Origin of the sequence: Rhodanobacter sp. MP7CTX1 (assembly GCF_014205795.1) — a bacterium.
GTDB lineage: Bacteria > Pseudomonadota > Gammaproteobacteria > Xanthomonadales > Rhodanobacteraceae > Rhodanobacter.
Genome location: NZ_JACHCN010000003.1, coordinates 302,452 through 329,177, shown reverse-complemented (window position 1 = coordinate 329,177; position 26,726 = coordinate 302,452). Strand labels below are relative to the sequence as shown.

The 26,726-nt window shown below is 61.9% G+C and carries 21 protein-coding genes, 1 tRNA gene and 1 riboswitch; of the genes, 14 read left to right on the top strand and 8 right to left on the bottom strand.

Translation table 11 applies throughout. The features are described 5' to 3' along the window. Positions 1–42 precede the first annotated feature (42 nt). The 5 genes from HDE77_RS06300 (at position 43) to HDE77_RS06280 (ending at position 8,253) form a co-directional block, all read left to right on the top strand. Positions 43–708: a response regulator gene (locus tag HDE77_RS06300; protein ID WP_184416299.1), complete on the top strand. Its 666-nt coding sequence runs from the start codon at positions 43–45 to the stop codon at positions 706–708. Then, on the top strand, positions 705–2,108 hold the full coding sequence (locus HDE77_RS06295; RefSeq protein WP_184416298.1) for an ATP-binding protein: 1,404 nt from the start codon (positions 705–707) through the stop codon (positions 2,106–2,108). The genes HDE77_RS06300 and HDE77_RS06295 overlap by 4 nt, the downstream gene beginning before the upstream one ends. A 203-nt stretch (positions 2,109–2,311) precedes the next feature. Then, positions 2,312–5,551, top strand: coding sequence for an efflux RND transporter permease subunit (locus HDE77_RS06290; protein WP_184416297.1), 3,240 nt, complete (start codon positions 2,312–2,314; stop codon positions 5,549–5,551). Beyond that, positions 5,541–6,749 carry an efflux RND transporter periplasmic adaptor subunit gene (locus HDE77_RS06285; RefSeq protein WP_184416296.1) on the top strand — a complete coding sequence of 403 codons (1,209 nt, stop codon included), beginning with the start codon at positions 5,541–5,543 and terminating at the stop codon, positions 6,747–6,749. Before HDE77_RS06290 ends, HDE77_RS06285 begins: the two co-directional genes overlap by 11 nt. Next, complete coding sequence (locus HDE77_RS06280) at positions 6,727–8,253, top strand: efflux transporter outer membrane subunit (protein WP_184416295.1); 1,527 nt, start codon at positions 6,727–6,729, stop codon at positions 8,251–8,253. Before HDE77_RS06285 ends, HDE77_RS06280 begins: the two co-directional genes overlap by 23 nt. A gap of 245 nt (positions 8,254–8,498) precedes the next feature. On the opposite strand, the gene HDE77_RS06275 is transcribed toward HDE77_RS06280, so the two are convergent. Beyond that, a complete protein-coding gene (locus HDE77_RS06275; protein ID WP_184416294.1) occupies positions 8,499–9,845 on the bottom strand; it encodes a hypothetical protein in 1,347 nt (448 codons plus the stop codon). 400 nt (positions 9,846–10,245) lie between these two features. Here HDE77_RS06275 and rnt point away from each other — a divergent pair, with 400 nt between their 5' ends. The 6 genes from rnt (at position 10,246) to phoU (ending at position 15,775) form a co-directional block, all read left to right on the top strand. After that, the gene (gene rnt, locus HDE77_RS06270; protein WP_255482562.1) at positions 10,246–10,884 is read left to right on the top strand and encodes a ribonuclease T; all 639 of its coding nucleotides are present in this window, start codon (positions 10,246–10,248) and stop codon (positions 10,882–10,884) included. Positions 10,885–11,040: 156 nt separating this feature from the next. Then, positions 11,041–12,075 (top strand): phosphate ABC transporter substrate-binding protein PstS, encoded by a 1,035-nt coding sequence (pstS, locus tag HDE77_RS06265; protein WP_221444158.1) that lies wholly within the window; start codon positions 11,041–11,043, stop codon positions 12,073–12,075. Between the two features lie 151 nt (positions 12,076–12,226). Beyond that, entirely contained in the window at positions 12,227–13,249 is a 1,023-nt protein-coding gene (pstC, locus tag HDE77_RS06260; protein WP_184416291.1) for a phosphate ABC transporter permease subunit PstC, read from the top strand. Further along, positions 13,249–14,115 (top strand): phosphate ABC transporter permease PstA, encoded by an 867-nt coding sequence (gene pstA / locus HDE77_RS06255; RefSeq protein ID WP_184416290.1) that lies wholly within the window; start codon positions 13,249–13,251, stop codon positions 14,113–14,115. Before pstC ends, pstA begins: the two co-directional genes overlap by 1 nt. Then, on the top strand, positions 14,108–14,929 hold the full coding sequence (gene pstB, locus HDE77_RS06250; RefSeq protein ID WP_184416289.1) for a phosphate ABC transporter ATP-binding protein PstB: 822 nt from the start codon (positions 14,108–14,110) through the stop codon (positions 14,927–14,929). Before pstA ends, pstB begins: the two co-directional genes overlap by 8 nt. A gap of 120 nt (positions 14,930–15,049) precedes the next feature. Beyond that, complete coding sequence (gene phoU, locus HDE77_RS06245) at positions 15,050–15,775, top strand: phosphate signaling complex protein PhoU (RefSeq protein ID WP_184416288.1); 726 nt, start codon at positions 15,050–15,052, stop codon at positions 15,773–15,775. Between the two features lie 58 nt (positions 15,776–15,833). Here phoU and sugE read toward each other — a convergent pair whose 3' ends face one another. The 4 genes from sugE to rnr form a co-directional block, all read right to left on the bottom strand. After that, a complete protein-coding gene (sugE, locus tag HDE77_RS06240) occupies positions 15,834–16,151 on the bottom strand; it encodes a quaternary ammonium compound efflux SMR transporter SugE (protein WP_184416287.1) in 318 nt (105 codons plus the stop codon). Between the two features lie 237 nt (positions 16,152–16,388). Continuing rightward, positions 16,389–16,670, bottom strand: a complete 282-nt coding sequence (locus tag HDE77_RS06235; protein ID WP_184416286.1) for a hypothetical protein — start codon at positions 16,668–16,670, stop codon at positions 16,389–16,391. After that, positions 16,667–17,413 carry a 23S rRNA (guanosine(2251)-2'-O)-methyltransferase RlmB gene (gene rlmB / locus HDE77_RS06230; RefSeq protein WP_184416285.1) on the bottom strand — a complete coding sequence of 249 codons (747 nt, stop codon included), beginning with the start codon at positions 17,411–17,413 and terminating at the stop codon, positions 16,667–16,669. The genes HDE77_RS06235 and rlmB overlap by 4 nt, the downstream gene beginning before the upstream one ends. Continuing rightward, the gene (gene rnr, locus HDE77_RS06225) at positions 17,410–20,028 is read right to left on the bottom strand and encodes a ribonuclease R (protein WP_343206066.1); all 2,619 of its coding nucleotides are present in this window, start codon (positions 20,026–20,028) and stop codon (positions 17,410–17,412) included. The genes rlmB and rnr overlap by 4 nt, the downstream gene beginning before the upstream one ends. Positions 20,029–20,299: 271 nt before the next feature. Between rnr and HDE77_RS06220 the strand changes: the two genes are divergently transcribed. Both HDE77_RS06220 and HDE77_RS06215 read left to right on the top strand, forming a co-directional pair. Continuing rightward, positions 20,300–20,386, top strand: a tRNA-Leu gene (locus HDE77_RS06220). 22 nt (positions 20,387–20,408) lie between these two features. Beyond that, a complete protein-coding gene (locus HDE77_RS06215; protein WP_184416283.1) occupies positions 20,409–20,600 on the top strand; it encodes a hypothetical protein in 192 nt (63 codons plus the stop codon). Between the two features lie 76 nt (positions 20,601–20,676). On the opposite strand, the gene HDE77_RS06210 is transcribed toward HDE77_RS06215, so the two are convergent. Then, a complete protein-coding gene (locus tag HDE77_RS06210; RefSeq protein ID WP_184416282.1) occupies positions 20,677–21,084 on the bottom strand; it encodes a VOC family protein in 408 nt (135 codons plus the stop codon). A 380-nt stretch (positions 21,085–21,464) separates the two neighbouring features. Further along, positions 21,465–21,602, top strand: a riboswitch (glycine riboswitch). 39 nt (positions 21,603–21,641) lie between these two features. On the opposite strand from HDE77_RS06210, the gene gcvP reads away from it, so the two are divergent. Further along, a complete protein-coding gene (gcvP, locus tag HDE77_RS06205) occupies positions 21,642–24,512 on the top strand; it encodes an aminomethyl-transferring glycine dehydrogenase (RefSeq protein ID WP_184416281.1) in 2,871 nt (956 codons plus the stop codon). A gap of 214 nt (positions 24,513–24,726) precedes the next feature. On the opposite strand, the gene HDE77_RS06200 is transcribed toward gcvP, so the two are convergent. Together HDE77_RS06200 and HDE77_RS06195 are read right to left on the bottom strand one after the other, a co-directional pair. Further along, a complete protein-coding gene (locus HDE77_RS06200; protein WP_184416280.1) occupies positions 24,727–25,467 on the bottom strand; it encodes a hypothetical protein in 741 nt (246 codons plus the stop codon). A gap of 179 nt (positions 25,468–25,646) precedes the next feature. Continuing rightward, positions 25,647–26,669: a phospholipase D-like domain-containing protein gene (locus HDE77_RS06195; protein WP_184416279.1), complete on the bottom strand. Its 1,023-nt coding sequence runs from the start codon at positions 26,667–26,669 to the stop codon at positions 25,647–25,649. Positions 26,670–26,726: the final 57 nt, after the last annotated feature.

Sequence of the window (26,726 nt, the reverse complement as noted above, 5' to 3'; positions counted from 1 at the left end):
GCAGACATCAAGGTCTCGCTTGCTGACGACAGGTGACCCAACGTGCACATAGTGCTTGTGGAAGATGATGCCCAGCTCGGCGACGCCATCCGCATCGCCCTGGAACATCAATCCTATGCGGTCACCTGGCTGCGCAACGGGCGCGAAGCGACCCTCGCGCTGCGCGATCAAACCGCCGATCTGGTGCTGCTCGACCTTGGCCTGCCTGACAAGGATGGCCTCGAAGTGCTGGCCGAAGCACGACGCATGGGGATCAAGACGCCGGTCCTGGTGATGACCGCAAGGGACGCGCTGGAGACGCGCATCCGCGGGCTCGATCTGGGTGCCGACGATTACCTGATCAAGCCGTTCCATCTGGAGGAACTGGCGGCGCGGATCCGCTCATTGACGCGGCGCGCGCAGGGCCTGGCCGACAGCGTAGTCGAAGCGGGTGGCCTGCGCTTGAACCTCGCCACGTCCGAAGTGGAATTTCGCGGCAACCGCATCGTTCTCACACGCCGGGAGTTCGCCCTGCTGCGTGTGTTGATGGAGCGCGCCGGGCGCATCGTCCGACGCGAAAGCCTGGAAAATTCCGTCTATGGCCTGGATACCAACGTGGAAAGCAACGCGCTGGAAGTCCAGGTGCATTGGTTGCGCCGCAAACTGAGCCCGGACGTCATCCACACGGTGCGTGGCGTCGGCTACATGATTCCGCGGGAACCGAAATGAAACCGGTCAGCCTGCGCACACGACTGACCTGGCTGATCATTACCGTCATGGTCCTCGTGCTGATCCCGCTTGGCTTCCTGAGCTACCAGCGCGAGTCGAGGGAAATGAACGAGCTGCTGGACGGGCGTCTGGCCCAGGCCGGCCGCACGCTGGGCATCCTTATCGAGCACAGCGACGCGATGGCCCAGCAGGGTCCCAATGCCAGCACGTCGGGCACGCCGCTGCCGGTACGTCAGGCGATGGTGGTTTCCGTGCATCGCCACAACTACGAACCCGAGGTGGGATTCCAGGCTTACGGGCCACAGCGGCAACTGATCGTGGCAACCGCGAACCTGGAAGATCTACCGCCGCCGACACCCGCGGACATGGGCTTCCGCGACATCCTGCACGAAGATCATCGTTGGCGGATTTTCACCTTGCAGAATCGCGCCAACCTGGTGATCCGCATTGGCGAGCGCTACGACAACCGGCAGGACATTACTCGCGGGCTGATCCTCGAACACAGCCTGCCCTTGCTGATCGGCCTGCCCTTGCTGGCCCTGCTGGTCAGCCTGGCCGTGCGTAGAGGCTTGCTCCCCTTAAGGTCGCTGACCAAGTCGCTGGACGAGCGCACACCCGGCAGCCGGCAACCGGTGGCCATCGACGACACGCCGCCCGAACTCAAGCCATTGATCCGCACCTTGAACCAGCAGTTCGAGCGGCTGGAAGACGCGATCGAACGCGAACATCGCTTCAATGCCGATGTGGCGCATGAGCTGCGCACACCGTTGACGGCAACCATGATCCACCTTGAGAGCGCCGCCATCGCCGGTACGCCGCAGGACGTCGAGTCGGCGCTGAAGAGCGCACAGCAGAGCCTGACCCGGTTGGCACGACGCATCGAACAGATTCTGGCGCTGGCCACGCTGGAGGCCGGCGCTGCTGCCAACCAGCGCGTCACCCTGGATCTGGTCACGGTTGCCACCGAGGTAATCGAGGAGCTGGCCCCACTGATCGTCGAAAAAGGTGTCGAGCTCAGTCTCGTGCATGACATCCCGCAATTGCCCGTACTCGGACACGAAGCGGCACTCACCGCGATGTTCCGCAACCTCATCGAGAATGCTTTGCGCTACGTCGGACCGAACGGTCAGGTCGAGGTGGCGCTATGCAAGTCGCCGCAGGCAGCGGTCATCGATATCAGCGACGACGGTCCCGGCATTCCGGCCGAGCGTCGAGAAATCGTGTTCGACCGCTTCCACCGCGAAGACAAGCAGCCCAGCAATGGCCACGGCCTGGGCCTGAACATCGTCAAGCGCGCCGCACAACTGCACGATGCCCGGATCGAGCTGCTCGATTCAGCGTTCGGTCATGGCCTGCACGTGCGCGTCAGCATCCCGCTGAATCCCTCGGCCACCCTGTAGGAGCGCACCCCGTGGGCGCGCGCAGCCTGCCCCGGACTCGATCTGGGGGTGCGCTCCAACAACAGGCGCCGAGTGAAGGATACGTGGACAAAAGGTTGCCATAAGGCGGAGTCGTGATCATGCAATGACTGCAGTTCGATACTGAGCCGCATTACGCACTGCTTGCACCGACGTTCACCGCCGACGTTTACGGAACCCCCTCCATGCTTGGTCTCGTTCGCTTAGCACTCGCACGGCCCTACACTTTCGTTGTGCTGGCGCTGGTCATTCTCATTGCCGGGCCGCTGGCAGCGCTGCGGACGCCCACTGACATCTTTCCGAACATCGGCATACCGGTGATCAGCGTGGTATGGACCTACAACGGCCTGCCGCCGAATGAAATGTCCGGCCGCGTGATCTACTACTACGAACGCCAGCTGACCACTTCGGTCAACAACATCGAGCACATCGAATCGCAGTCCCTGCCTGGCGCCGGCATCGTCAAGATCTTCTTTCAGCCGGGTGTGGATATCCGCACGGCGACCGCCCAGGTCACCTCGATCTCGCAGACGGTGGTCAAACAGATGCCGCCCGGCATCACGCCACCGCTGATCCTCAACTACAACGCCTCGACGGTGCCGGTGCTGCAGATGGCGCTGTCCAGCAGAGCGCTGTCTGAAGCGAAGATTCGCGACATTGCCCAAAACGACGTGCGCCCCACCCTGGTCTCGGTGGACGGCGTGGCGATACCGACGCCCTATGGTGGCAAGCAGCGCCAGATCACGCTCGATCTCGATCCGCAGGCGCTCGCCGCCAAGGGGCTGTCTGCGCAGGATGTGGCGAACGCCCTCGCCGAGGAGAACCAGATCATTCCGGTCGGCACCGCGAAAATCGGCACCTACGAATATCACATCCAGTTGAACAACAGCCCGACCGCGATCGATGCGCTGAACAGCCTGCCGATCAAGACAGTCAACGGCGCGAGCATCACGATCGGCGAAGTGGCTCACGTGCGCGATGGCTCGCCGCCGCAAAACAATGTGGTGCGCGTGGACGGCAAACGCGCGGTCCTGATGCCGATCTTGAAGACCGGCAGTGCGTCGACCCTGGCCGTGGTCGCCGGCGTCAAGAAGCTGATGCCGCTGATCGAGGAGACCATGCCCGCCTCGCTAAAGATCTCGATGCTCAACGATCAGTCGGTCTTCGTGAAATCGGCGATTGCGTCGGTGGCACGCGAAGGCATCATCGCAGCGTTGTTGACCTCGGTAATGATCCTGGTCTTTCTCGGCAGCTGGCGCTCCACTGTCATCATCGCGGTGTCGATTCCGTTATCGATCCTGTCAGCGATCGCCCTGCTCTCGCTGACCGGCCAGACCCTCAACATCATGACACTTGGCGGTCTGGCGCTCGCGGTGGGTATCCTGGTCGACGATGCCACGGTGACCATCGAGAACATCAACTGGCATCTCGAACAGGGCAAGGACGTGCACTCGGCGATCATGGATGGGGCGAGGCAGATCGTCACGCCAGCGTTCGTGTCTCTACTGTGCATCTGCATCGTGTTCGTGCCGATGTTCATGCTCGATGGTATTGCCGGCTTCCTGTTTCGCCCGATGGCGTTGGCGGTGATCTTCGCGATGGCCTCGTCGTTCCTGCTGTCACGCACGCTGGTGCCGACGATGGCGATGTATCTGCTCAAGCCCCACGTGACCGAGCAGGGCATGGGTGATCATCCCGAAGACATTTACATCAACCATCACGAAGGCGATCAGCACCAGGCAGCCCGTCACCTGATCGTGCGCAAGGCGATCGCCTTCCAGCTGGGCTTCGAACATCGCTTCACAAAGATCCGCGACGGCTACTACGCCATCCTCGGCATCGCGATGGCGCAGCAACGACGCTTCATCATCGGCTTCCTGGCGTTCGTGGTGGTTTCGTTTGCGTTGGTGCCTTTCCTCGGCCGCGACTTCTTTCCCGATGTCGACGCCGGCGCGATCGCGCTGCACGTTCGCGCACCGATGGGAACCCGTGTGGAAGAAACGGCCGCCGAGTTCGATCGTATCGAAGCAGCCATCCGCAAAGTGATTCCAGCCGATCAACTGGAAACCGTCATCGACAACATCGGCCTGCCATTGAGCAGCGTGAACCTGGTTTACAGCAATACCGGCACCATCGGGCCACAGGACGGCGACATCCAGATCGCTCTGAAGCAAGGCCACCAGCCCACCGCTGAGTTCGTGAAGATACTGCGGGAACAACTGCCGAAGGAGTTCCCCGGCAGCGAGTTTGCGTTTCTGCCGGCTGACATGACCAGTCAGATCCTGAACTTCGGCGCACCGGCACCGCTGGACGTATCGATTACCGGCCGCGACAGCACCGGCAATGAAGCCTATGCGATGCAGATCATGCAACGCCTCAAGGCGATTCCCGGTATCGCCGACGTACGCCTGCAACAGAGCACCAGTTATCCGCAATTGAACGTGCACGTCGATCGCACGCGCGCCGACGCGCTGGGCATCACCGAGCGCGACGTCACCAACAGCATGGTCGCCACGCTGGCGGGCAGCGGTCAGGTGGCGCCGGCGTTCTGGCTGAATCCCAAGAATGGTGTCTCGTATGCCATCGTCGCTGCCACGCCGCAGTACAAGATGGATTCGATGGCCGACCTGGCGCGATTGCCGGTCACCTCGTCCGGCAACAAGGGCAGCCAGATGCTCGGTGGCATCGCCAGCTTCACACGTGAGCCCAGCGCCGCCGTCGTATCGCACTACAACATTTTGCCTGCTTACGATATCTACGCGTCGGTACAGGATCGCGATCTTGGCGCCGTCGCCACCGATGTGAACAAAGTGCTGGGTGACTTTGCCAAGACACGTCCCAAGGGCACCATGGTCACGCTGCGTGGCCAGGTCGGCACGATGAACGAAGCTTTCAGCGGACTGCTATTCGGACTGCTGGCGGCCGTGCTGATGATCTATCTGCTGATCGTCGTCAATTTCCAGTCCTGGCTCGATCCGTTCGTGATCATCACCGCATTGCCCGCCGCGCTGGCTGGCATCGTATGGATGCTGTTCATCAGTCATACCACGCTGTCGGTACCCGCGTTGACCGGCGCGATCATGTGCATGGGCGTGGCGACCGCGAACTCGATCCTGGTAGTGAGCTTCTGCCGCGAACGGCTGGCAGTGCACGGCGATCCGGTCAAGGCGGCGCTTGAAGCAGGCTTCACCCGCTTCCGTCCGGTCTGCATGACGGCGCTGGCGATGATCATCGGCATGCTGCCGATGGCGCTGAGCCAGGAACAGAACTCGCCACTGGGTCGCGCCGTCATTGGCGGCCTATTGTTCGCCACATTCGCGACCCTGCTGTTCGTGCCGGTGATCTTCAGCATCGTCCACGCCAACGACGAGCAACGCTCGCCTTCCGCCCTACCCCTGCTTGGAGAAGATCCTCATGTCGCATAACGTCGCGCCGCATAACGTCGGCGAGCCGGCGCAGCGCCCACCGCGTCTGCGACTTGCGATTGTCGTCGTGCTCGTCGTGGCGGTGCTCGCGACGATCATTGGACTGGCCGTGCGCGCCCACGAGTATCACAAGCTGGTGAGCTGGACCGACGCTCAGGAACTTCCGACCGTCCAACTAGCTGCCCCACTGAATTCGACTGACGCACGTCAAATGACCCTGCCCGGTCACCTCGAAGCCTGGATCAGTGCGCCCATCCATGCACGCGTCAGCGGCTACCTGAAGAGTTGGAGCAAGGACATCGGCAGCCCGGTCAACGCTGGCGACACGCTCGGCATCATCGATACACCGGAGCTGGACCAGCAATACGATCAGGCCAAGGCAGGGCTGGTTCGCGCCCAGGCCGACGAACGGCTGGCGCAAATCACCAGCCAGCGGTGGCAGCATTTGCTGACATCCAATTCGGTGTCCAAGCAGGAGGCCGATGAAAAGAGTGGCGAGGCCGAAGTGGATGCCGCGAATGTTCTTTCGGCGCAGGCCGATGTCGATCGACTGGCCGCGCTCGAATCCTTCAAGCACATCACCGCGCCATTCAGCGGCACGGTCACCAGTCGCAGCACCGACATCGGCGATCTCATCTCCGCGACCAGCGACAACAGCAGCCCGGCGCTGTTCACCGTGGCTGACACCAGCAAGATGCGCCTGTATGTCAGTGTCCCGCAAGGATATGCGGCATCGATCAAGCCAGGCATGACGGTCAGCCTAAGCGTGCTGGAACATCCCGGCACGATCTACCAGGCCACGCTGATCGGCTCATCCGGCTCGATCAATCAGGCATCGGGTTCGCTGCTGGCACAGTTCGAAGTGCCCAATCTCCACGCCGAGCTACTACCCGGCGACTACGCGGAGGTGCATCTGCCGGTAGCTACGAGCACGCACGTGATTACCGTGCCCGCCACGGTGCTTATCTTCCGAGCCGCTGGCCCGCAGGTGGCGGTGCTTGGCCCGAACAATCGCGTGCAGCTGCGCGATGTGCACATCGGCATGGACCTGGGTGACGCGCTGGAAATCGACCAGGGCCTGCAGCCGACAGACCGGATCATCGACCATCCGCCGGACTCGCTGATGCAAGGCGATCCGGTACGTCTGGCAGCCACGACGAAGGAGGAGGTTGCACATGATCAGCCCAAGGCAAAGTAATGCCGTGCTGACGACCACGCCGCTCGCCAGCCGCATTTCCCTCTGGCAAAAACATTGCCGCCGCATCCTGCCCAGCTGTCTGTTGCTGGCATTGGCCGGTTGCTCATTGGCACCGACCTATATGCGCCCGGCGATGACCGTCCCGGTGACATACAAGGAGACGCAGGGCTTGTGGACCCAAGCCACGCCCGGTGACATGCAGGCGCGCGGCGACTGGTGGAAGCTCTTTGGCGACGCCACCCTCGATGGGCTGGAGGCGCGCCTCGACCAAGCCAATCCGTCAGTAGCCGTCGCCCTGGCGCGCTATGACATGGCCCATGCTTACGAGAGCGAAGTCAGCTCCGGGTTGTTCCCCCATCTTGGTGCTGAGGCAAGTCCGACCAATGATCGCCAGTCCAACAACCGGCCTTTGCGCGGCAGCAACCAACCCAACGAATACGATGCCAACACAGCGCAGTTCTCGTTGGATTACGAACTGGATCTATGGGGTCGCATCCGCAATGAGGTTGCCGCCGGCAAGGCACAGGCGCAAGCGGCCGATGCGGATCTGGCTTCGGCAAAACTCAGCCTGCAGGCACAGCTCGCCGATCTGTACATCCTCCTGCGCGGCTACGACATCCAGGCGCACATTCTGGATAGCTCGCTTGACGCCTACCGCAAGGGGCTGACCATGACCCAGAACCGTCTTGCCGGTGGCATCGACTCGGGTCTATCCGTGGCGCGCGCACAAAACCAGCTGTCTGACGCGATGGCCCAAGCCGCTGAAGTCACCGCGCAACGCGCACTCACCGAGCACGCCATCGCCAGTCTGGTCGGTGAATCGGCATCCAGCTTTTCGCTTCCTGATTCGGACGTCCAGATTCGCTTGCCCTCGATCCCGGTGGGCATCCCATCGACACTGCTGCAGCGCCGGCCCGACATCGCCGCCGCCGAACGCCGAACCTTCGCCGCAAATGCAGATATTGGTGTGGCACGGGCCGCGTTCTATCCCGACTTCAGCTTGTCCGCGATCCTGGGATGGCAGAACACCGGCAGCGGCAGCCTGCTGACGGCCGGCAACCGCATGTGGGCGCTGGGTCCCACGGCCGCGCTGAGCATCTTCGACGGCGGCTTGCGCCATGCCAGGGAGCGCGAAGCGCGGGCCGCTTTCGACGAGGCTTCGGGACAATATCGTCAGACCGTGCTTAACGCGTTCCAGCAGGTGGAAGACAACCTGTCGTTGCTCAACAACCTGAGTGGCGAAGCACACGATGAAGATGCGGCCGCAGCGGCCGCCCAACAGTCCGAACAGATCGCCACCAACCGCTACAGCGAAGGCATCGTCAACTATCTGGACGTGGTTACCGCGCAAACCAGCTACCTGCAGGCGGAGCGCAACGCCGAGCAGGTGCGCACGCGCCGGTTGCAGGCCAGCGTGAACCTGGTCCGTGCCTTGGGCGGCGGCTGGAGCAACGACGCATTGAAAATGCCGCCACAGGATGACCCCGTGGCGGCAGCACGCTGAACTGTAAGCCGGCCCGTGAACGACTGGCTGCTCGTTTTGATTGCACCAGCCGAAACGAGTCTCTTGCCCAAAGCGCAATCGCGGAAAAGCAAACGGCGGGCAATGCCCGCCGTTTTCCGTCCTTGGGTCGAACTCCCTTGCGATAACCTTTGCCTCGATGGATGCAGCCTGCCACGACCATGTGACGGTTTTAGAACATGGTCGTTACAAGTCTGCCATCCCTCGGGACACCGCTATAAGCATGCTCAGAACTTGTAGCTGAGCATCACGCGGTTGTAGGTGAACGGCTGATTGCCCGGGTTCAGGTTGTTGATGCCGCCCACGGATTTTTCCCAGCGATCGCGGATCTGGAAGCCCTTCAGGAAACCGTCAAAGTTATAGATGATGTCGAAGTACGTATCGTGGAAGTTGCCGTCCAGATCGGTGGTGTACTTGGCATAGGCGCCAACCAGCTGCAGCTTGTTGTCGAAGAAGCCGTAGGTCATCTTGGCCTTCCAAGCGTGACCCGGACCAGATTCCACCAGACCGCGAATCATCGAGGTGGTGTAAAGCGGGTCAGTGGCATAGTTGGCGGTGAACGGCGAGATGATCGCACCGTCGCCGATGACATTCCCGGTCTCTTTCTCGGCCTTGTTGTAGTACACATCGAAGCGGCCATTCGGGATCACGACGCCGAGGTCGGCGCCCCAGACACGGCTGTCCACGTCGGTACCGGCAACACCGTTGATCTTCAGCTTGTTTTCGACCAATACGTTGTCCGAACCGCCGCCACTCTCGGTCAAGGCCTGCAAGCCGATGACCGGGTCGAAGCCGGTGCCGGTCTTGAAGACATAGCTGCCGTCGGCGTAACCCATGCGGGCGAAATCGAGGAAGTCGTAGTACCAGCCCTGAGCCTTCAGGCCGCCGTTAACGTACGTGGTACCCACAGTCCATGTGCCGCTGGTCTGTTTCGCGGTCAGCGGCAAGCCCTGGTTGCCACCATAGAGCGTGTCGCCCTGATAGGTGGTCGGGTAGTAGTTGTTGTCATTGAAATAGTCGTCGGACGTGCGGCTCTTGTAGCTGAACTCGCGGATAGCATAGATATCCCAACCCTTCACCGGGGTGAAGTCGGCGCTGATGGCTTCGTACGAATTCGGAAGCAGACGGCCGTCGCTGTTACCCATCCACGGCGTATTGAGATACTGATAACCACCCTTCACCTTGACCCAGTCGTTTGCGTACTGCAGGTACGCTTGGCTCAGTGCCGTCAGCGAATCGCTGGCGCCCATCAACGTGGTGTCGACCCGCTTCGGATTGTCGGCAAGCGAACCCAGCGAATTCGCGCTGACCAGCGACGCGCCAGCACTGAAACCGTACAGCGAGGCGGTGTTTGCATTGAGCAAAATCGAGCCACCAAAGGCACGCGCACTCGGCTTCGCCGCCACACTGTCGTCATAGGTACGATTGAAGTCGTACAGACGAAACTCGCCATCAACATGACCCTGGGTAAAAAGGTCGTGGAAGGTATTGATGTCGCTGTCATCGGCGTGCGCGCCGAAACTGAGTGTGCTGAACGCAGCAGCGACGGCTACGGCGATAAGTTTGTTGCGCATGTGATGGCTCCATGTCGAGGACGAAAAATGATGTAGTGCTCCAGCGCTTCACCCATGGTTGTCATCAACCACGGGGCAGTCGGCTACGTCGCACTTGTATTAAGTTTCTGTGATGAATGTGACATTCATATAATTTGAATGTGACAGTAGGATTACCGTCGTAACGAGAACGAGTGCACAAAAGCCCTTCAGCCATGGATTCCCGTCCGCATGCTGGTACTCCCGGTGGATACGGCAATGCTCAATCGGTAACCGCGGAAGGTAAAGGATGAGCAAGTCACTGACGTTGCAGGCCTCCTTGCATGCTCTGTCATGATGGCTGCCGGAACGCTGCTGTTATGCTTGTCGGATGCCTGATCTCTTGACACCCGACCTTTCGACGCCTGACCTTTCTCGCCCCATGGCCCTGCGCATGGCGGAGCGCTTCCGCGGCTTCCTGCCGGTGGTGGTGGACGTGGAAACGGGCGGATTTGATGCCGAACATGACGCCCTGCTGGAAATCGCGGCCATTCCGCTATCCATGGACAGCGATGGCTTTCTGCGTTCGCAGGCAACTGTTTCGACCCATGTTGAGCCCTTCCCCGGGGCAAACCTTGATCCACGCTCGCTGGAGATCACCGGGATCGACCCCACCAACCCCCTGCGCGGCGCCCTGGGCGAACGACAGGCGCTGGATCACATCTTTCAAGTAGTACGCGAAGCTGTGCACGCGAGCGGTTGTCAGCGCGCGATCCTGGTTGGCCACAACGCCGCGTTCGATCTGGGTTTTCTCAACATGGCCATCCGTCGCACCGGCCACAAGCGCAGCCCGTTTCACCCTTTCAGCTGCTTCGACACCGTCAGCTTCGGTGGACTTGCTTATGGGCAGACCGTACTGAGCAAGGCTGTGCTGGCGGCCGGCTTGCCGTTTGACAGCCGCGAAGCACATTCCGCCGTGTATGACGCCGAACGCACCGCCGAATTGTTCTGCAGCGTGGTCAATCGCTGGCGCCAGCTTGAGCTTTTCGAACGGGCACATAGCGGTCTCGACACCGTGTAAAGCCCGGCTGGGCTTTACTGTTCGTTGGTTTCGGGACCGCTTCGACGACAATTCGTGACGATTGTCATCTGCCTGCAACATTCATCTCATCTCATTGCAACACGAAAGGCCTGAAATAGCGGAGTCCATTCGACATCCGCCCAAGGAGCTACCGTGTTGACCTCTTGCAAATCCCCGCTTCGATTCGCCGCCGTTGCCACTATTGCCGTGGCTTCAACGTTCGGCATGGCAGCGGCGCAGGCCACCGATATCACCGGTGCCGGCTCCAGCTTTGTTTACCCGGTCATGTCCAAATGGTCGGCCGCGTATGCCGAAAAGACCGGCAACCACCTCAACTACCAGTCAGTCGGCTCCGGCGCCGGCATTGCGCAGATCAAGGAAGGCACGATCGATTTCGGCGCCTCCGATGCGCCGATGAAGGCGGAAGACCTTGAGTCGCTCGGCCTCGGCCAGTTCCCGATCGTGGTTGGCGGCATCGTGCCGGTGGTCAATATCGTTGGCGTGAAGGCTGGCCAGATCAAGCTTGATGGCGCGACCCTGGGCGATATCTTCCTGGGCAAGATCAGCAACTGGAACGATCCGAAGATTGCCGCATTGAATGCAGGCCTCACCCTGCCCGCCGGCAAGATCACCGTCGTGCATCGTTCGGATGGTTCGGGTACCACGTTCAACTTCACCAACTTTCTGTCCAAGGTCAATCCGGAGTGGGCAGGCAAGGCGAAGTTCGGCACGGCTGTCGAATGGCCGACCGGCGTGGGTGGCAAGGGCAACGAAGGCGTGTCGCAGTACGTGCAGCAGATCAAGGGTTCGATCGGCTACGTCGAATACGCGTATGCCGTCAAAAACAAGATCACCTGGGTTGACCTGAAGAACGCCGCCGGTCATGTCGTCGCGCCGAGCGCCGCCAGCTTCGCCGCTGCCGCCGTCACCGCCGACTGGGGCAGTGCCAAAGATTTCAACCTGATCATGACCAATGCACCGGGCGCCCAGGCGTGGCCGATCACCGCCACCACCTGGATGATCATGTACAAGACGCCGAAGAACGCGGTGAACAGCAAGGTCGCCTTCGACTTCTTCAAATGGTCGCTGGAACATGGCCAGCAGGATGCATCCGCACTCGACTACGTGCCGCTGCCGAATGCACTGGTCAGCAAAATCGAGGCTTACTGGGCTTCCGAATACAAGCATTGAGGTAACCGGCGCTGATCCAGTTCACCGGATCAGCGCACGAGGTAGCGAAACCGCGCCGCCCTTCTCCGGAAGGGCGGCTTTCCGCTGAAGGTCGTGCCCGCAGCCGCACGCCGTAACACTCTCCATCGGCTCCCCGAGGACTGCAACGCACATGTCAGCTCAACCCGGCACCATCGCGTCCTCCGCCATCATCCAGGAGCAACGCAGCCGCCGTGACGCCCTTGACGAGCGTCTGTTCCGTTGGCTGTTGATGGGCTGTGCCTTGCTGGTGCTGGCCTCGCTGCTCGGTGCAGCCGGCGCTACGCTGTGGGGTGGCCGCGAGGCGTTTGCCAAGTTTGGCTGGCACTTTCTGGTCAGTACGGCATGGGACCCGGGCAATGACGTCTACGGCGCACTGGTCCCGGTCTACGGCACTATTGCCACCTCATTGATCGCGCTGTTGATCGCGGTACCGGTGAGCTTCGGCATCGCCCTGTATCTTTCTGAAGTCGCACCCCCGTGGTTGCGCACGCCGGTGTCCTCGGCGATCGAATTGCTGGCCGGCATCCCGTCGATCATCTACGGCATGTGGGGCCTGTTTATCTTCGCCCCGTTCTTCGCCGATCACATCAAGCCATGGCTGACCAACAACCTCGGCGACAAGCCCGATGACGGCAAGCTGTCCTGGGTGGTCCAGCACGTACCGTTTATCGGCAAGCTGTTCGGCAGCGACTACCCGTTTGGCGCCAGCATCCTGGTCGCCGGCATCGTGCTTGCGATCATGATCATCCCGTTCATCTCCTCGGTCATGCGCGAAGTGTTCCAGACCGTACCGACCCGATTGAAGGAGTCGGCCTACGCACTCGGTTCGAGCACCTGGGAAGTGTCATGGGACATCGTGTTGCCCTATACGCGTTCTGCGGTGATCGGCGGCATTTTCCTGGGCCTTGGTCGGGCATTGGGCGAGACCATGGCGGTGACGTTTGTGCTCGGCAATGCGATGACGCTTTCCGCCTCGCTGCTTGATCCGGGCACGTCGATTGCCGCGACCATCGCAAACCAGTTCAGCGAAGCCTCCGGCCTGCAGAAATCGTCGCTGATGGCGCTCGCGTTCCTGCTGTTCGTCGTCACCTTCATCGTGCTGCTGATCGCCCGACTGATGTTGCGTCAGCTGAAACTCAAGGAAGGTCGCTGATGAGCTCGCTATACCTGCGCCGACGCATCACCAACTGGGTCGCCATGGGGCTCAGCATGCTGGCCACCCTGGTCGGTCTGGCGTTTCTGGCCTGGATCCTGTGGGAGACACTGCGCCAAGGCATCGCCGCATTGAACTTCAGTCTGTTCACCAAGATTACCGCCAACGGCGCCGATGGCGGCCTCGCCAATGCCATGGTCGGCAGCCTGGTGATCAACTTCATCGGCATCGCGGTCGCCACGCCGATCGGCGTACTCGCCGGCGCGTGGCTGGCCGAATACGCAAACCGCACGAAACTTGGCGAATCGATCCGCTTCCTCAACGACATCCTGCTGTCAGCACCGTCGATCGTGATCGGCCTGTTCGTCTACACCATCGTGGTGCTGCCGACCACCGCACTCACCCACGGTTCGACCACATTCTCCGGTTTCGCCGGTGGTATCGCGCTGGCGCTGATCGCGCTGCCGGTGATCGTGCGCACCACCGACGAGATGCTGCGGCTGGTGCCATCGACGCTGCGCGAAGCGGCGCTGTCGCTTGGCGTGCCGCAGTGGAAACTTACCGTGCAGATTCTGATCCGCGCTGCCCGCTCGGGCATCATCACCGGTGTACTGCTGGCGCTGGCACGAATCAGCGGCGAGACCGCGCCGTTGCTGTTCACGGCATTCGGCAACAATTACATGGCCATCAACCCGATCGACAAGATGTCCAGCCTGCCGCAAATCATCTACCAGTACGCGAACGATCCAGGCGATGCGATGCACTCGATGGCCTGGGCCGGTGCGTTCGTGGTCACCATGTTTGTACTCTTGCTCAGCCTCGCCTCCCGTCTGGTCCTTTCACGCAACAAGGTGTCCCATGAATGATTCCGCCGCCACCATGAACCAGGGACCGGTGGCTACCCCGCAGGCCACCACGTCCGCTGGCGCGCCCAAGCTCACCGTGCGCGACCTGCACTTCTACTACAACGGTTTCCATGCGCTGAAAGGCATCAACATGGATATCCCGGAGAAGAAGGTCACGGCAATCATCGGCCCCTCCGGTTGTGGCAAGTCGACCCTGCTGCGCATCTTCAACCGCATCTATGCGATCTACCCCAAGCTTGAAGCGAAGGGTGAGATCGTGCTGGACGGCGAAAACATCCTCGATCCGCGTTATTCCATGAACCGCCTGCGCAGCAAGGTCGGCATGGTGTTCCAAAAGCCGGTGCCGTTCCCGATGACCATTTTCGAGAACGTCGCTTACGGTATCCGCCATCACGAGAAACTGTCCAAGACGGACATGACCATCCGGGTGGAACAGGCACTGCGCAGCGCGGCACTGTGGGACGAGGTGAAGGACAAGCTCAAGCAGAATGCGCTCGGTCTGTCCGGCGGTCAGCAGCAGCGCCTGTGCATCGCGCGTGCGATCGCCCTGAAGCCAGAGGTATTGTTGCTGGACGAGCCGACCTCGGCGCTTGACCCGATCGCCACAGGCCGCATCGAGCAATTGGTGGAGGAACTGAAAAACGAATTCACCATCGTCATCGTCACCCACAACATGCAGCAGGCAGCGCGCTGTTCCGACCAGACCGCGTTCATGTACATGGGCGAGTTGATCGAGTTCAGCGGTACCGAAAAAATCTTTACCAAGCCCGGCAAGAAGCAGACCGAGGATTACATCACCGGTCGCTTCGGTTGATGCATTGATGCATGGAAGGGAGGGTTCGAGCGGGACATCAATGCCCCGCTCCACCCGAACCCTCATCCGCCCTTCGGGCACCTTCTCCCACAGAGAGAAGGAAACAACAGAGGCCGACTCATGAACACCAGCAGCAAAGAACACATCATCAAGAGCTACGACGACGAACTGACCCGGCTCACCGGCGAAATCGTGCGCATGGGCGAGCTGTCGGTGACCCAGCTGGAGTCAGCCATCGACGTGGTCGAACGACGCGACGAACGTGCCGCGCAGCGCGTGGTCAGCAACGACGATGCGATCGATCTGCTGGAACAGGAAATCAGCCACGACGTGGTGCGCTTGCTGGCGCTGCGTGCGCCGATGGCTGGCGACTTGCGCAATGTCTTTGCTGCCCTGCGCATCGCCGCCGACATCGAGCGCATCGGCGACTATGCCGCAAACGTGGCCAAACGTTCGATCCCGTTGTCGATGGTCGCGCCGGTGGCGCCCGTCGGCGGACTGGGACTGCTGGCCGAACTGGCCGCGACCGAAGTGCGCGAGGTGCTGCTGGCATATCGCGATCGCGATGCCGAGCGCGCTTACCAGGTGTGGAAAGACGATGTCGTGCTGGATGAAGCCTATACCGGCTACTTCCGTCAGCTGCTGACCTACATGATGGAAGACCCGCGCAACATCACACCATGCACGCACCTGCTGTTCATGGCCAAGAACATCGAGCGCATCGGTGACCACGCCACCAATATCGCCGAGAACGTGTGGTTCCAGGTCACCGGCGAACCGCTGAACAAGCAGCGCAGCAAGGGTGACCTCACGTCGAACCCGGAGCTGGGCAAGCTGGGCGACTAGGTATAGTGATCAGCAGCAGCCCGTGCCAGGGCTGCTGCGATGGAGGCTCATCGACGGCTCAATGCGCAGTCAGCTTGAGCCCGATGATGCCTGCAACGATCAAGGCGACACACAGCAGCCGCAGCGGCGCAGCGGAATCGCCAAACAGCGCGATGCCGAGAATCACGGCACCGACAGCACCGATACCGGTCCAGATGGCGTAAGCAGTGCCGATCGGCAGGCTTCGGGTGGCCAGCGCCAGCAACAACACGCTGATGATCATTGCCACCGCCGTGGCCACGCTTGGCCATAGCCGGGTGAAGCCATCGCTGTACTTGAGACCGACCGCCCAACCAATTTCAAACAGGCCGGCGAGCGCGAGATAAATCCAGGGCATGGGAGACTCCTCTGCATGCAGAGCAGGGTCGTCCCCGCGATCAATGAGAGAAACTCCGGCGGAGGTCGTCCTCCGCGCCAACGCTTGCGGGCCGTTGGTGCCGTCTTGCCTGTCGAGCATAGCGACGGATGACGCCGTGTGCCACCGCTCTTGTGGGAGCGACTTCAGTCGCGATAAGCCGGGGCGCGCAGCTCAAGCCAATCGCGACTGAAGTCGCTCCCACAGGTTTCGCCCCATCTAGGGCGCGCTGTCGGGGCGCGCCTCCCGACGAAGCTGCGTCGAGTGCACGATGCCGTAGACGCCAATCGTGATCCAGGCGAGCTGCATGAGGAATGCCGGCCAGTTGATCGGCCCCTCGCCAAAACTGAGTGAGAGGATCACGCCGATCGCACCAAACACGTTCATCAACTGGTAGACCAGACCATTGCCGCGCAGCTTGTGTGCCTGCAACAGCAGGAATGCCAACAGCACCAGCACTACGCCGATATAGCCGGCCCAGTCATACCAGAAGAAGTTCATCGTTTCGCACTCCGCTGCCGCAATGCCTCGAATAGAACCACACCGGTCGCAACGGAGACGTTGAGGCTCTCCATGGCACCCGGCATGGGAATTTTCGCCACAAAATCGCACAGCTCGCGGGTCAGTCGACGCATGCCCTCGCCTTCCCCGCCCAGCACCAGCGCCACCGGCCCCTTGAAGTCGACGGAGTAAACCGAGGTCTCGGTTTCGCCATCCAGGCCGGTGATCCACACGCCAGCGTCCTTCAGCTCGCGCAACGTGCGGGCAAGGTTGGTCACCGCGATCAGCGGCACCCGATCGGCGCCGCCGGCCGAGGCACGACGCACCACTGGCGTAAGGCCGACAGCGCGATCCTTCGGCACGATCACCGCGGTGACTTTCGCCGCTGCCGCGCTGCGCAGGCACGCGCCGAGGTTGTGTGGATCGGTGACGCCGTCCAGCACCAGCACCAGCGTGTCGCTACCGTCACGCTCCATCAGCGCGGCCAGGTCGTTTTCATGCGCCAGCGGTGGTGCTTCGTAAAGCGCCACGACGCCTTGATGACGCGCCTCGCCAGCGACCTTGTCCAGTTGCTCGCGCGGTCGATGATTGACCGGGATCTTCAGCGCCTTCGCACGCTCGGCCAATTCCAGCACGCGCGCATTGCGCTGGCCCTGTTCGACCATCAGCTCGCGCACACGCTCGGCGTCATTGCTCAGTGCGCCTTCGACCGGGTTGATCCCGACGATCCAACTTTCACTCATGGCTTGCCTTTCGGTTTCGGTTTGCGTGCACCGCGCTTACGGCCACCACCGGCTGGTGCTGGCGTCGGCTTGGCTGGCTGATGGCTTTGACCCTGTGCCTTGCCGCGGCTCGACCGGCCCGATCCAGACTTTGGTTCGGACTGAGCGGGTGCTGCACCACGACGGGGACGATGGCTTCCTTCGTCGGATGGCTTGGAAGCGCGCGAACGCGGCGGAGGATTATCCCTCAATATCCGCCCGCTGGGTAACGGCTCGCTCGGTGCCGCTGCTTCCGGCACCACCTTGTCGCGCCGACCGAACGCGCGGCCGATCGCCTTCGCAGCTCGACCTAACATGCCCGGCTTGCTCGCTGCACTGGCAGGTTTTTTCGGCAACGAATAGCGCTCGCCACTGGCGGCATAGTCGTATGCCTTGGCGGTACCCACCGGCGGAGTGACCACCGCGCGCGGTGCCACCAGTCGGAAATCGATCTTGCGATCTTCCAGGCTCGCACGCAGCACCTGCACGCGCACATGGTCGCCAAGACGGAACTGGGTGCCGGTGCGCTCGCCCTTCAGCAGTTTGCGGATCGCATCGAAGTGGTAGTAGTCGTTGGCGAGCTGGGAGATGTGTACCAGTCCCGACACCTTCGACTCATCCAGCTCAACGAACAGGCCGAACGACGTCACGCCGGTGACCACGCCCTCGAACTCGCTGCCGATGTGCTTCTCCATCCACGCACACTTGAAACGCTCGTCGACGTCGCGCTCGGCCTCTTCGGCACGCCGTTCGCGTTGCGAACAATGCACGGCCATCGCCGCCATTTCGCCGGGGCTGTAGCTGTAGTCGCTCGGCTTGCCACCGGTCAGCGCATAACGGATCGCCCGATGCACCAGCAGATCCGGGTAACGGCGGATCGGCGAAGTGAAATGCGCGTACGCCTGCAACGACAGGCCGAAGTGGCCGCGATTGTCCGGCTGGTACGCCGCCATGCTCTGCGAGCGCAGCAACACGTTCTGGATCAGTTCGCGCTCGGGGCGGTCGTGCACCATGCGCAGGATTTCCGAGAAGTCGCCAGGTGTCACCTTATCCACCGGCGGCATGCTCAACTTGAACTCGCGCAGGAACTGCTGCAGATCCTCGTACTTCTCTGCCGGCGGCGGCTCATGCGCGCGGAACAGCGCGGGAATTTTCTTCTTCTCGAGGAAAAGGGCCGCCTGCACGTTGGCGGCGATCATGCACTCCTCGATCAGCTTGTGCGCGTCGTTGCGCTCGGTGGCGCCCATCGATTCCACGCCACCGGTCTGGTCGAGGCGGAACTTCACTTCCGGCGTTTCGAAATCAATCGCACCGCGGCGTTTGCGCTGCTGCGCCATCGCCTTGTACAACGCGTGCAGGTGTTCCAGCTGCGGCAATACGTCAGCCACTTCGTGAATGGCATCGGCATCCCGCAGCCCAACCACCTGCCACACCTTGTCGTAGGTAAGCCGCGCATGCGAGCGCATCACTGCATCGTAGAACTTCGACTTGACGACATTGCCTTCGGCATCGACCTGCATGTCGCAGACCATGCACAGTCGTTCGACTTTCGGATTCAGCGAGCAGATACCGTTGGACAATGTCTCCGGCAACATCGGCACCACGAAACCGGGGAAGTAGGTCGAGGTGCTGCGTTCGTAGGCTTCGCGATCCAGCGCATTGCCGATCTGCACATAGTGCGACACGTCGGCGATCGCCACGATCAGCCGCCAGCCGCCGCCGCGCTTCGGTTCGGCATACACCGCATCATCGAAATCGCGCGCGTCGGCGCCGTCGATGGTGACCAGCGGCAGCTGCCGGATATCGGTGCGGCCTTCGCGTTCCGCGGCCGTCACCTCGGGCTCAACCTGAGCGGCGTCGCGCAATACTTCAGGCGGCCATTCGTGCGGCAGATCGTGGCTGGCAATCGCCATCTCGACCACCAGCGACGGCTGCAGCCGATCACCGAGCACGGCTCGGATCTCGCCCATCGGGCCACGATGCGGCGTTGGTGGATCAGTGATTTCGACCACCACGATCTGGCCGGAACGTGCGCCCTGCTCCTGTCCCGGCTTGATCATCACGTCCTGATTGAGCCGGCGATCGTCCGGCGCCACCAGGGTCACGCCGTTTTCGATGACCACCCGGCCGACCAGTCGCGGCGAACGGCGCTGCAGCACTTCGGCAATCGCGCCCTGTTTGCGGCCGCGACGGTCGATGCCGACCACGCTGGCCAGCACGCGATCGCCATGCATCACTGCGCGCATCTGCTGCGGCGACAGGTACAGGTCGTCACCGCCATCGTCGGGGCGCAGGAAGCCGTAGCCCTCGGCATTGGCCAGCACGACGCCAGCGATGAGATCCAGCTTCTGGGTTGGCGCGTAGCCGCCGCGTCGACCGAGCAGCAGCTGACCATCGCGCACCATGGCCCCAAGGCGCTTGCGCAGCGCTTCGAGATCGGCCTCGTCATCAATATTCAGCGCCTCGGCAATGCGTGCCTCGGTCAGCAGTTCGCCGCGCTCCTCGAGCAGGGCGAGAATCGCCTCGCGGCTCGGAATCGGGCGCGCATAACGCTGCGCCTCGCGATCGGCATGGGGATCGGTCTGGGAGGAGCGCACGGCGCCTGTGGCGGCCTTGTTGCGTCGTTGTCCGGTCGATGCGCCGGCTTGCGGCTTCGCGTCGGCGGGCTTCGCCCGACCTTTACCGGGTGGGGAATCCTGACCTTTGCCAGGCTGCGGGGGAGTTTTTCTGGTCACTAAATATCCTTGTGGTGTACGCGGCGCGGAGAATGACACGACGCGATGTAATGAGGGTGAAAAAGTGTTGACAAGCTACCGACAGATGCCTACATTACGCGGCTCACGCAGCTCGCAGAGCGGTGTGACACCTGCCCAGGTGGCGGAATTGGTAGACGCACTAGCTTCAGGTGCTAGCGGGGGCAACTCCGTGGAGGTTCGAGTCCTCTCCTGGGCACCAATTGTAAACGAAGGCCGCCTTAATGGCGGCCTTCGTCTTTTCCGGGTTTCAAAAAGTCAGGAAGGCCGCCTTAATGGTGGCCTTCGTCTTTTCCGGGTTTCAAAAAGTCAGGAAGGCCGCCTTGATGGTGGCCTTCGTCTTTTCAGGGCTTTATCTAGCCGGAAGTCGTGATTGGGGTGGCCGCCTTGCGCGGGCACCGCGTAGGTTGGGGTGAGCGCAGCGATACCCAACGTCTTTGTGGCTTGAGGTCATTGTTGGGCATCGCTGCGCTCACCCCAACCTACGCCACTTCAGGCTGACGGCGGCCCTTTCAGCTCGATCATGTTGCCTTGTGGGTCGTAGAGGTAGATCGACGGGCCTTCGCCCTGTGCGCCATAGCGCGAGCCCAGCTCGCCGATGCGCACGTCATGCGTCTTGAGATGGGCAAGGATCGCCGCCTCGTCGAAGTCCTCTATGCGCAGGCACAGATGATCCATGTTGTGGCCCTCGCCTCCTGGCGCGACGCCGCCGTGGCGGCCCAGCTTGCCGTCGATGCTGACCAGTTCGATCAGCGATGCGCCAGCGCGCAGCTGCACCAGGCCGATCTCGTCCTGCCGACGCTCGACACGGCAGCCCAGTACGTCGCAATAAAAGCGTTGCATGGCCGCCATGTCGATGGCGCGCAATACGACATGGTCGATTTCGGCGATGCGGATCATGGCGGCTCTCAGGGACTGAGGGAGATCGTTCCAAAGCATAGCGCGGGCCGCCGGCAGACCAGCTTTGGCTCGTCATTCCGGGGGCCTTGAACAGCCGCTGGCCAAGGTGATTCCGGCGTAATCAGCGCATTGGTTGCGTTGCTGGGTGACCAGCTTCGCTGTTGAGAAGCTCCTCCGCCCTTCGCCGGAATGGCGGCTTGGCGTCCGGTCGGGGTCCAGCCCGTTCAGGCAGAACCTGGGCAACCGCAAGAATCCCGCGCGCGACACCTGTATAATTACCCCGGTAAACGCTTGGTGGGAGAAGCGGACGGCCCTGTGCAGGGCACATCCGCTGCCGAAGACGCAACGCCCGTAATCGCTCAGGCTCCCATACCACCGCGCGTAAACACTCTGGAGAGACCGGTTGAATCCGGCGCCGAAGGTGCACGAAGCGAGGATCACCGATGGAGATCACACCGATCAACATCAGCGATCAGACAGGCTTCCAAACTCTCAGGCAAAAGGACAGAGGGGCGCCCTACGTGCGGCACGGCACGTTGTCTGCGGATGCCCTTGTCATGAGCCATAAAAATACCCCTTCCCTGCGCGAGCTCGAGCACCACCACGCCTTCCTCGAACGCCACATCGGCCCTAACGATGCGGAGATCGAGCAGATGCTGCACGTCATCGGGCACGGTTCGCTCGAAGCGATGACCGACGCGATCGTGCCGGGCAAGATCAAATCGCCGGCGCCGCTGGCCTTGCCGCAGGCGATCACCGAGGTCGAGGCGCTGGCCAAGATCCGCACCATTGCGGACAAGAACCAGGTGTTTCGCAGCTTCATCGGCCAGGGTTATTACGGCACGCTGACGCCGAACGTCATCCTGCGCAATATCCTGGAAAACCCTGCCTGGTACACGGCCTATACGCCGTATCAGGCTGAGATTTCACAGGGCCGCATGGAAGCGCTGATCAACTTCCAGACCATGTGCGCCGACCTCACTGGGATGGAAATCGCCAACGCGTCGCTGCTGGACGAAGGCACCGCCGCGGCCGAAGCGATGACGCTGGCCAAGCGTTCGTGCAAGTCCAAGTCCAACGTGTTTTTCGTCTCCAACGGCGTACATCCGCAGACGCTCGAAGTGGTCAAGACGCGTGCCGAAGCGCTGGATATCGAGCTGCATATCGGCGATGACGCCGACGGCGCCACGGTCGACAGCTTTGGCGTACTGCTGCAGTACCCGAACACGTTCGGCCAGATCAATGACTACAAGGCACTCGCCGACGCCGCACACGCACGTGGCGCGCTGGTTGCGGTGGCCACCGATCTGCTCGCACTCACCCTGATTGCCTCACCCGGCGAATGGGGCGCGGACATCGTGGTCGGCAATTCCCAGCGGTTTGGCGTGCCGTTTGGCAACGGCGGGCCGCACGCCGCCTTCATGGCCTGCCGCGACGCGTACAAGCGCTCGATGCCGGGTCGCCTGATCGGCGTGTCGCTGGATGCCGAGGGCAAGCCGGCTTACCGCCTCACCTTGCAGACTCGCGAGCAGCACATCCGCCGCGAGAAGGCCACCTCCAATATCTGTACTGCGCAGGTGTTGCTGGCGGTGATGGCCAGCATGTACGCCGTGTACCACGGGCCGGAAGGTCTGACCCGCATTGCGCGTCGCACGCATCGCCTTGCCGCGATCCTCGCCGCGTCGCTGCGTCAGGCCGGCCACACGATCGGCCCGGATTTTTTCGATACGCTGCATGTGGTCAACGTCGACGCCGACGCACTCATCGCCAAGGCCCAGGCAATCGGCATCAACCTGCGCCAGATCCACGGCCAGAGCGTGAGCATCAGCCTCGACGAAACCACCACGCGCGCTGACGTCATCGGCCTCGCCACGTTGATGGACGCGTGCATCGACGACATCGACGAGCTGGATGCAGCGACCGCTGACGCACTGCCGAACGGCCTGCGTCGCCAGAGCGAATTCCTCACCCACCCGGTGTTCAACACGCATCACAGCGAGCACGAATTGCTGCGCTACATGCGCGCGCTGGCCGACAAGGATCTGGCGATGGATCGCACCATGATCCCGCTGGGCAGCTGCACCATGAAGCTCAATGCCACCGCCGAGATGATCCCGGTGACTTGGCCGGAGTTCGGCAACATCCATCCACTGGCACCGGTCGCGCAGACGCAGGGCTACAAGGAGCTGATCGAAGGCCTCGAGGCGATGCTGGTGGAGTGCACCGGCTACGACGCCGTGAGCCTGCAGCCGAATTCCGGCGCGCAAGGTGAGTACGCCGGCCTTCTGGCCATCCGTGCTTACCATCGTTCGCGCAACGAAGGTCATCGCGACATCTGCCTGATTCCCGAATCCGCACACGGCACCAACCCGGCCTCCGCGCAGATGTGCGGCATGACGGTGGTGGTGACCAAGTGCGACGCGAACGGCAACGTGGATGTGGAAGACATCCGTCGTGCCGCCGAGAAGTACAGCGATCGCCTCGCCGCGCTGATGATCACCTACCCGTCCACGCATGGCGTGTTCGAGGAAGACATCGTCGCGATCTGCGAGATCGTGCACGAGCACGGCGGTCAGGTATACACCGACGGCGCCAACATGAACGCGCTGGTCGGCGTGGCCAAACCCGGCAAATGGGGCTCGGACGTTTCGCATCTGAACCTGCACAAGACGTTCTGCATTCCGCACGGCGGCGGCGGCCCGGGCGTCGGCCCGTGTGCGGTCAAATCGCACCTCGCTCCGTTCCTGCCGCGCACGCTCGGCGGCGAAGGCAGCGTGGGCATGGTCAGCGCGGCCAGCTACGGCTCCGCCTCGATCCTGCCGATCTCGTGGATGTACATCACGATGATGGGCAGCCAGGGTCTGCGCAAGGCCACCCAGGTGGCACTGCTCAACGCGAACTACATCGCCAAGCGCCTCGCGCCGCATTACGAGACGCTGTACACCGGTCGTAACGGCCTGGTGGCGCATGAGTGCATTCTCGATCTGCGTCCACTGAAGGACGCCACCGGTATCGGCGCCGAGGACGTGGCCAAGCGCCTGATCGACTTCGGCTTCCACGCGCCGACGCTGAGCTTCCCGGTCGCCGGCACGTTGATGGTGGAGCCGACCGAGAGCGAATCGCTGCATGAACTCGATCGCTTCATCGACGCGATGATCCAGATCCGCGACGAGATCCGCGCCGTCGAGGAAGGCACGCTCGATCGCGAAGACAACCCGCTGAAAAACGCCCCACACACCGCCACCATGGTTGCCGGCAGCGAGTGGACCCACGCTTATCCGCGCGAACTCGCCGCCTTCCCGCTGCCCAGCCTCAAGCTGCAGAAATACTGGTCACCGGTCGCCCGCGTCGACAATGTCTACGGCGACAAGAACATCATGTGCGCCTGCATTCCGATCGATGCGTACAAGGAAGAAGCGGAGGTCTGATCTCCCGTAGTTAGCCATTGACTAAAGAAGGGCCTCGTCATGCGAGGCCTTTCTTTTTCGACGTAGGTCGGGATGCAGAAAATGAATCCCAACGCGCGCCCTGGCCGCGCATCGCGCGAGCAGCAGATCGTGCCGATCAACGTGGGCAATCACGACGAGGTGTATTGACGACGCGCCACCCACCCGCCTGAATCAAGGCGTCACTATCAACACATCACTTCGTCCCAGGTGCGGCATCGGTTGGCGCAGCTACTTGCTGCAATGGGCCGACCGTGACATGAGTTTTCCACCCCTCGAACAGCTGCGTGGCGGCCTTGTCGACGGCGCTGACGACGACTTGTATCGGCGGGCATTGTGAAGGGTCTGGGGCCATGGACGACTGCGCGGCCGTCGAGACGCCCTCCATGCAGTAGTTGCCGCCGTTGGATTCCACGCGCCTGAGTTGAGCCATGCCCTGTGCATAGCGTTCCTCGGCGCGCGGCGCGGCGGTGGCATCGCCATAGGTCGGGCGCATCTTCATCAGCAGATCTTCGGCAGCTCGTCGTTCACGCGCTGTGGCGCCGGCATATGCGGATTTGTAAGCCGATTCGAAATTCGAATGCGGTCGCTCTGCCGCCAGCGCCAACCACGCGAGCCCAAGGGGACGATTGATCGGTTGATGATCGCCGCCGAGCGCCATGACGCCGAGGACGTATTGCGCAGGCTTGCTAGCCCAGCTCGCGGCGGTCGTGAAGAATTTCTGCGCGTACTCGTAGCGTTGTTCACCGTAGGTCTGCTCAGCGATGCAGTAGTAGTAGTCACCCGGCACGATGCGTTCTTCGCCAATCGCACATTTCGTGGCCGCCAGATCCGCGTCGCTCGGCACGCTGGCCGTGCTTTGCGGCGCCGCTGGCCCATCGGTTGTGGCGCTCACGGCCAAGGGCGCGGCGAACCCGGCCACAAGCAGGCACGTCATCCCTAAAGACTGCATCGATTTCCAGCACGACCCATACATGGCGCAACTCCGGCGATTGGACAACGGCTCTGATAGCCGACCCGTGATATTAACGGCCATCCGTCCCATCGGGATGACAGCCCTGACGGTGTCCTTGGCTGTATCCACTTATCGAGCCACATTTCGCCACAGCCGGCGCCCTATTTCCATGGCGTACCGCCGGAAAAATCGCTGACAACCGTCATGTTGAGGCGGGACAAAATGGCGGGGTCTGTGGTGATCAATCCGAGCTCGCGGTTCTTGGTCAATGAGGCCTCGGAGAAGTTTTCCGAACCCACGAACGCCTTCGCACCCGACTTGCCGTAGTCAGCCACGATCACCTTCGCGTGGATGTACAACGAAGCCGTCGCGGCGTAGGTGCTGATATGCACGCCCGCCTTGGCCAGCGTATTGAGGTTTGCGGTCCAGTCGCTGCTGTCAGTCATGCACAGCGTCACGCTCACCCCGCGCTTGGCCGCCTTGCTTAGCGCCGTGACGATGGCGCTGTAGCTCAGCTCCTCATTTTCAATCAGCAGACTGGTCTTTGACCCACTGATCAGTTTGACCAGATCGGCCTTGGACACCGTCGGACTCCAGACCAGGCTGTCGCCCACTGGTGGTGTGATCGCCTTATTGGCAAAGTCGGCATTGAAGGTGGTTTCGATCGCGCTGACGTCCTTGGGATCGCTCTCGACCACCGCAAAGTCGCGACTGCTGCTGTAGTAGCGGGTGGTGAGGTTGAGCGTCATCACCGCCGCCGTGGTGCCGTCAATGACCACGCTCTTCTGATGCGTCGCGGCGTACTTGATCGGCGCCCACACCACCTGCACACCGTGCGACTGCAGGTCGTTGAAGGCGGCCAGATTGTTGCTGCGTTCGAGATTCTGATCGAGGATCACGCGAACCTTGACGCCCTTCGCAGCGGCCTGATCAAGCAGCGTCTGTGCCTGCGTATCCACCAGTTCGTACATCGTCATGTCGATGCTGGTCTTGGCCGACTGGATCAGGTTGTAGATCGACGTAAGGCCCTGGTCCGGTTCAATGACCAGAGTCTGGGTCGTCGCGTTGGCCTTGGGGGGTTTGGCTTGCGCATCGCTGCACCAGGCGCCCGCGCAAAGGCTGCAAAACACGACGGCGAATAACGTGACTCGCCCCTCTTCGGACCACCAGTAACGGCTTCTCATGGCTCGAATCCTCCGTCGATGTAGAGGGATTATGGCGCGGTTCCGCCTATGCAAAGT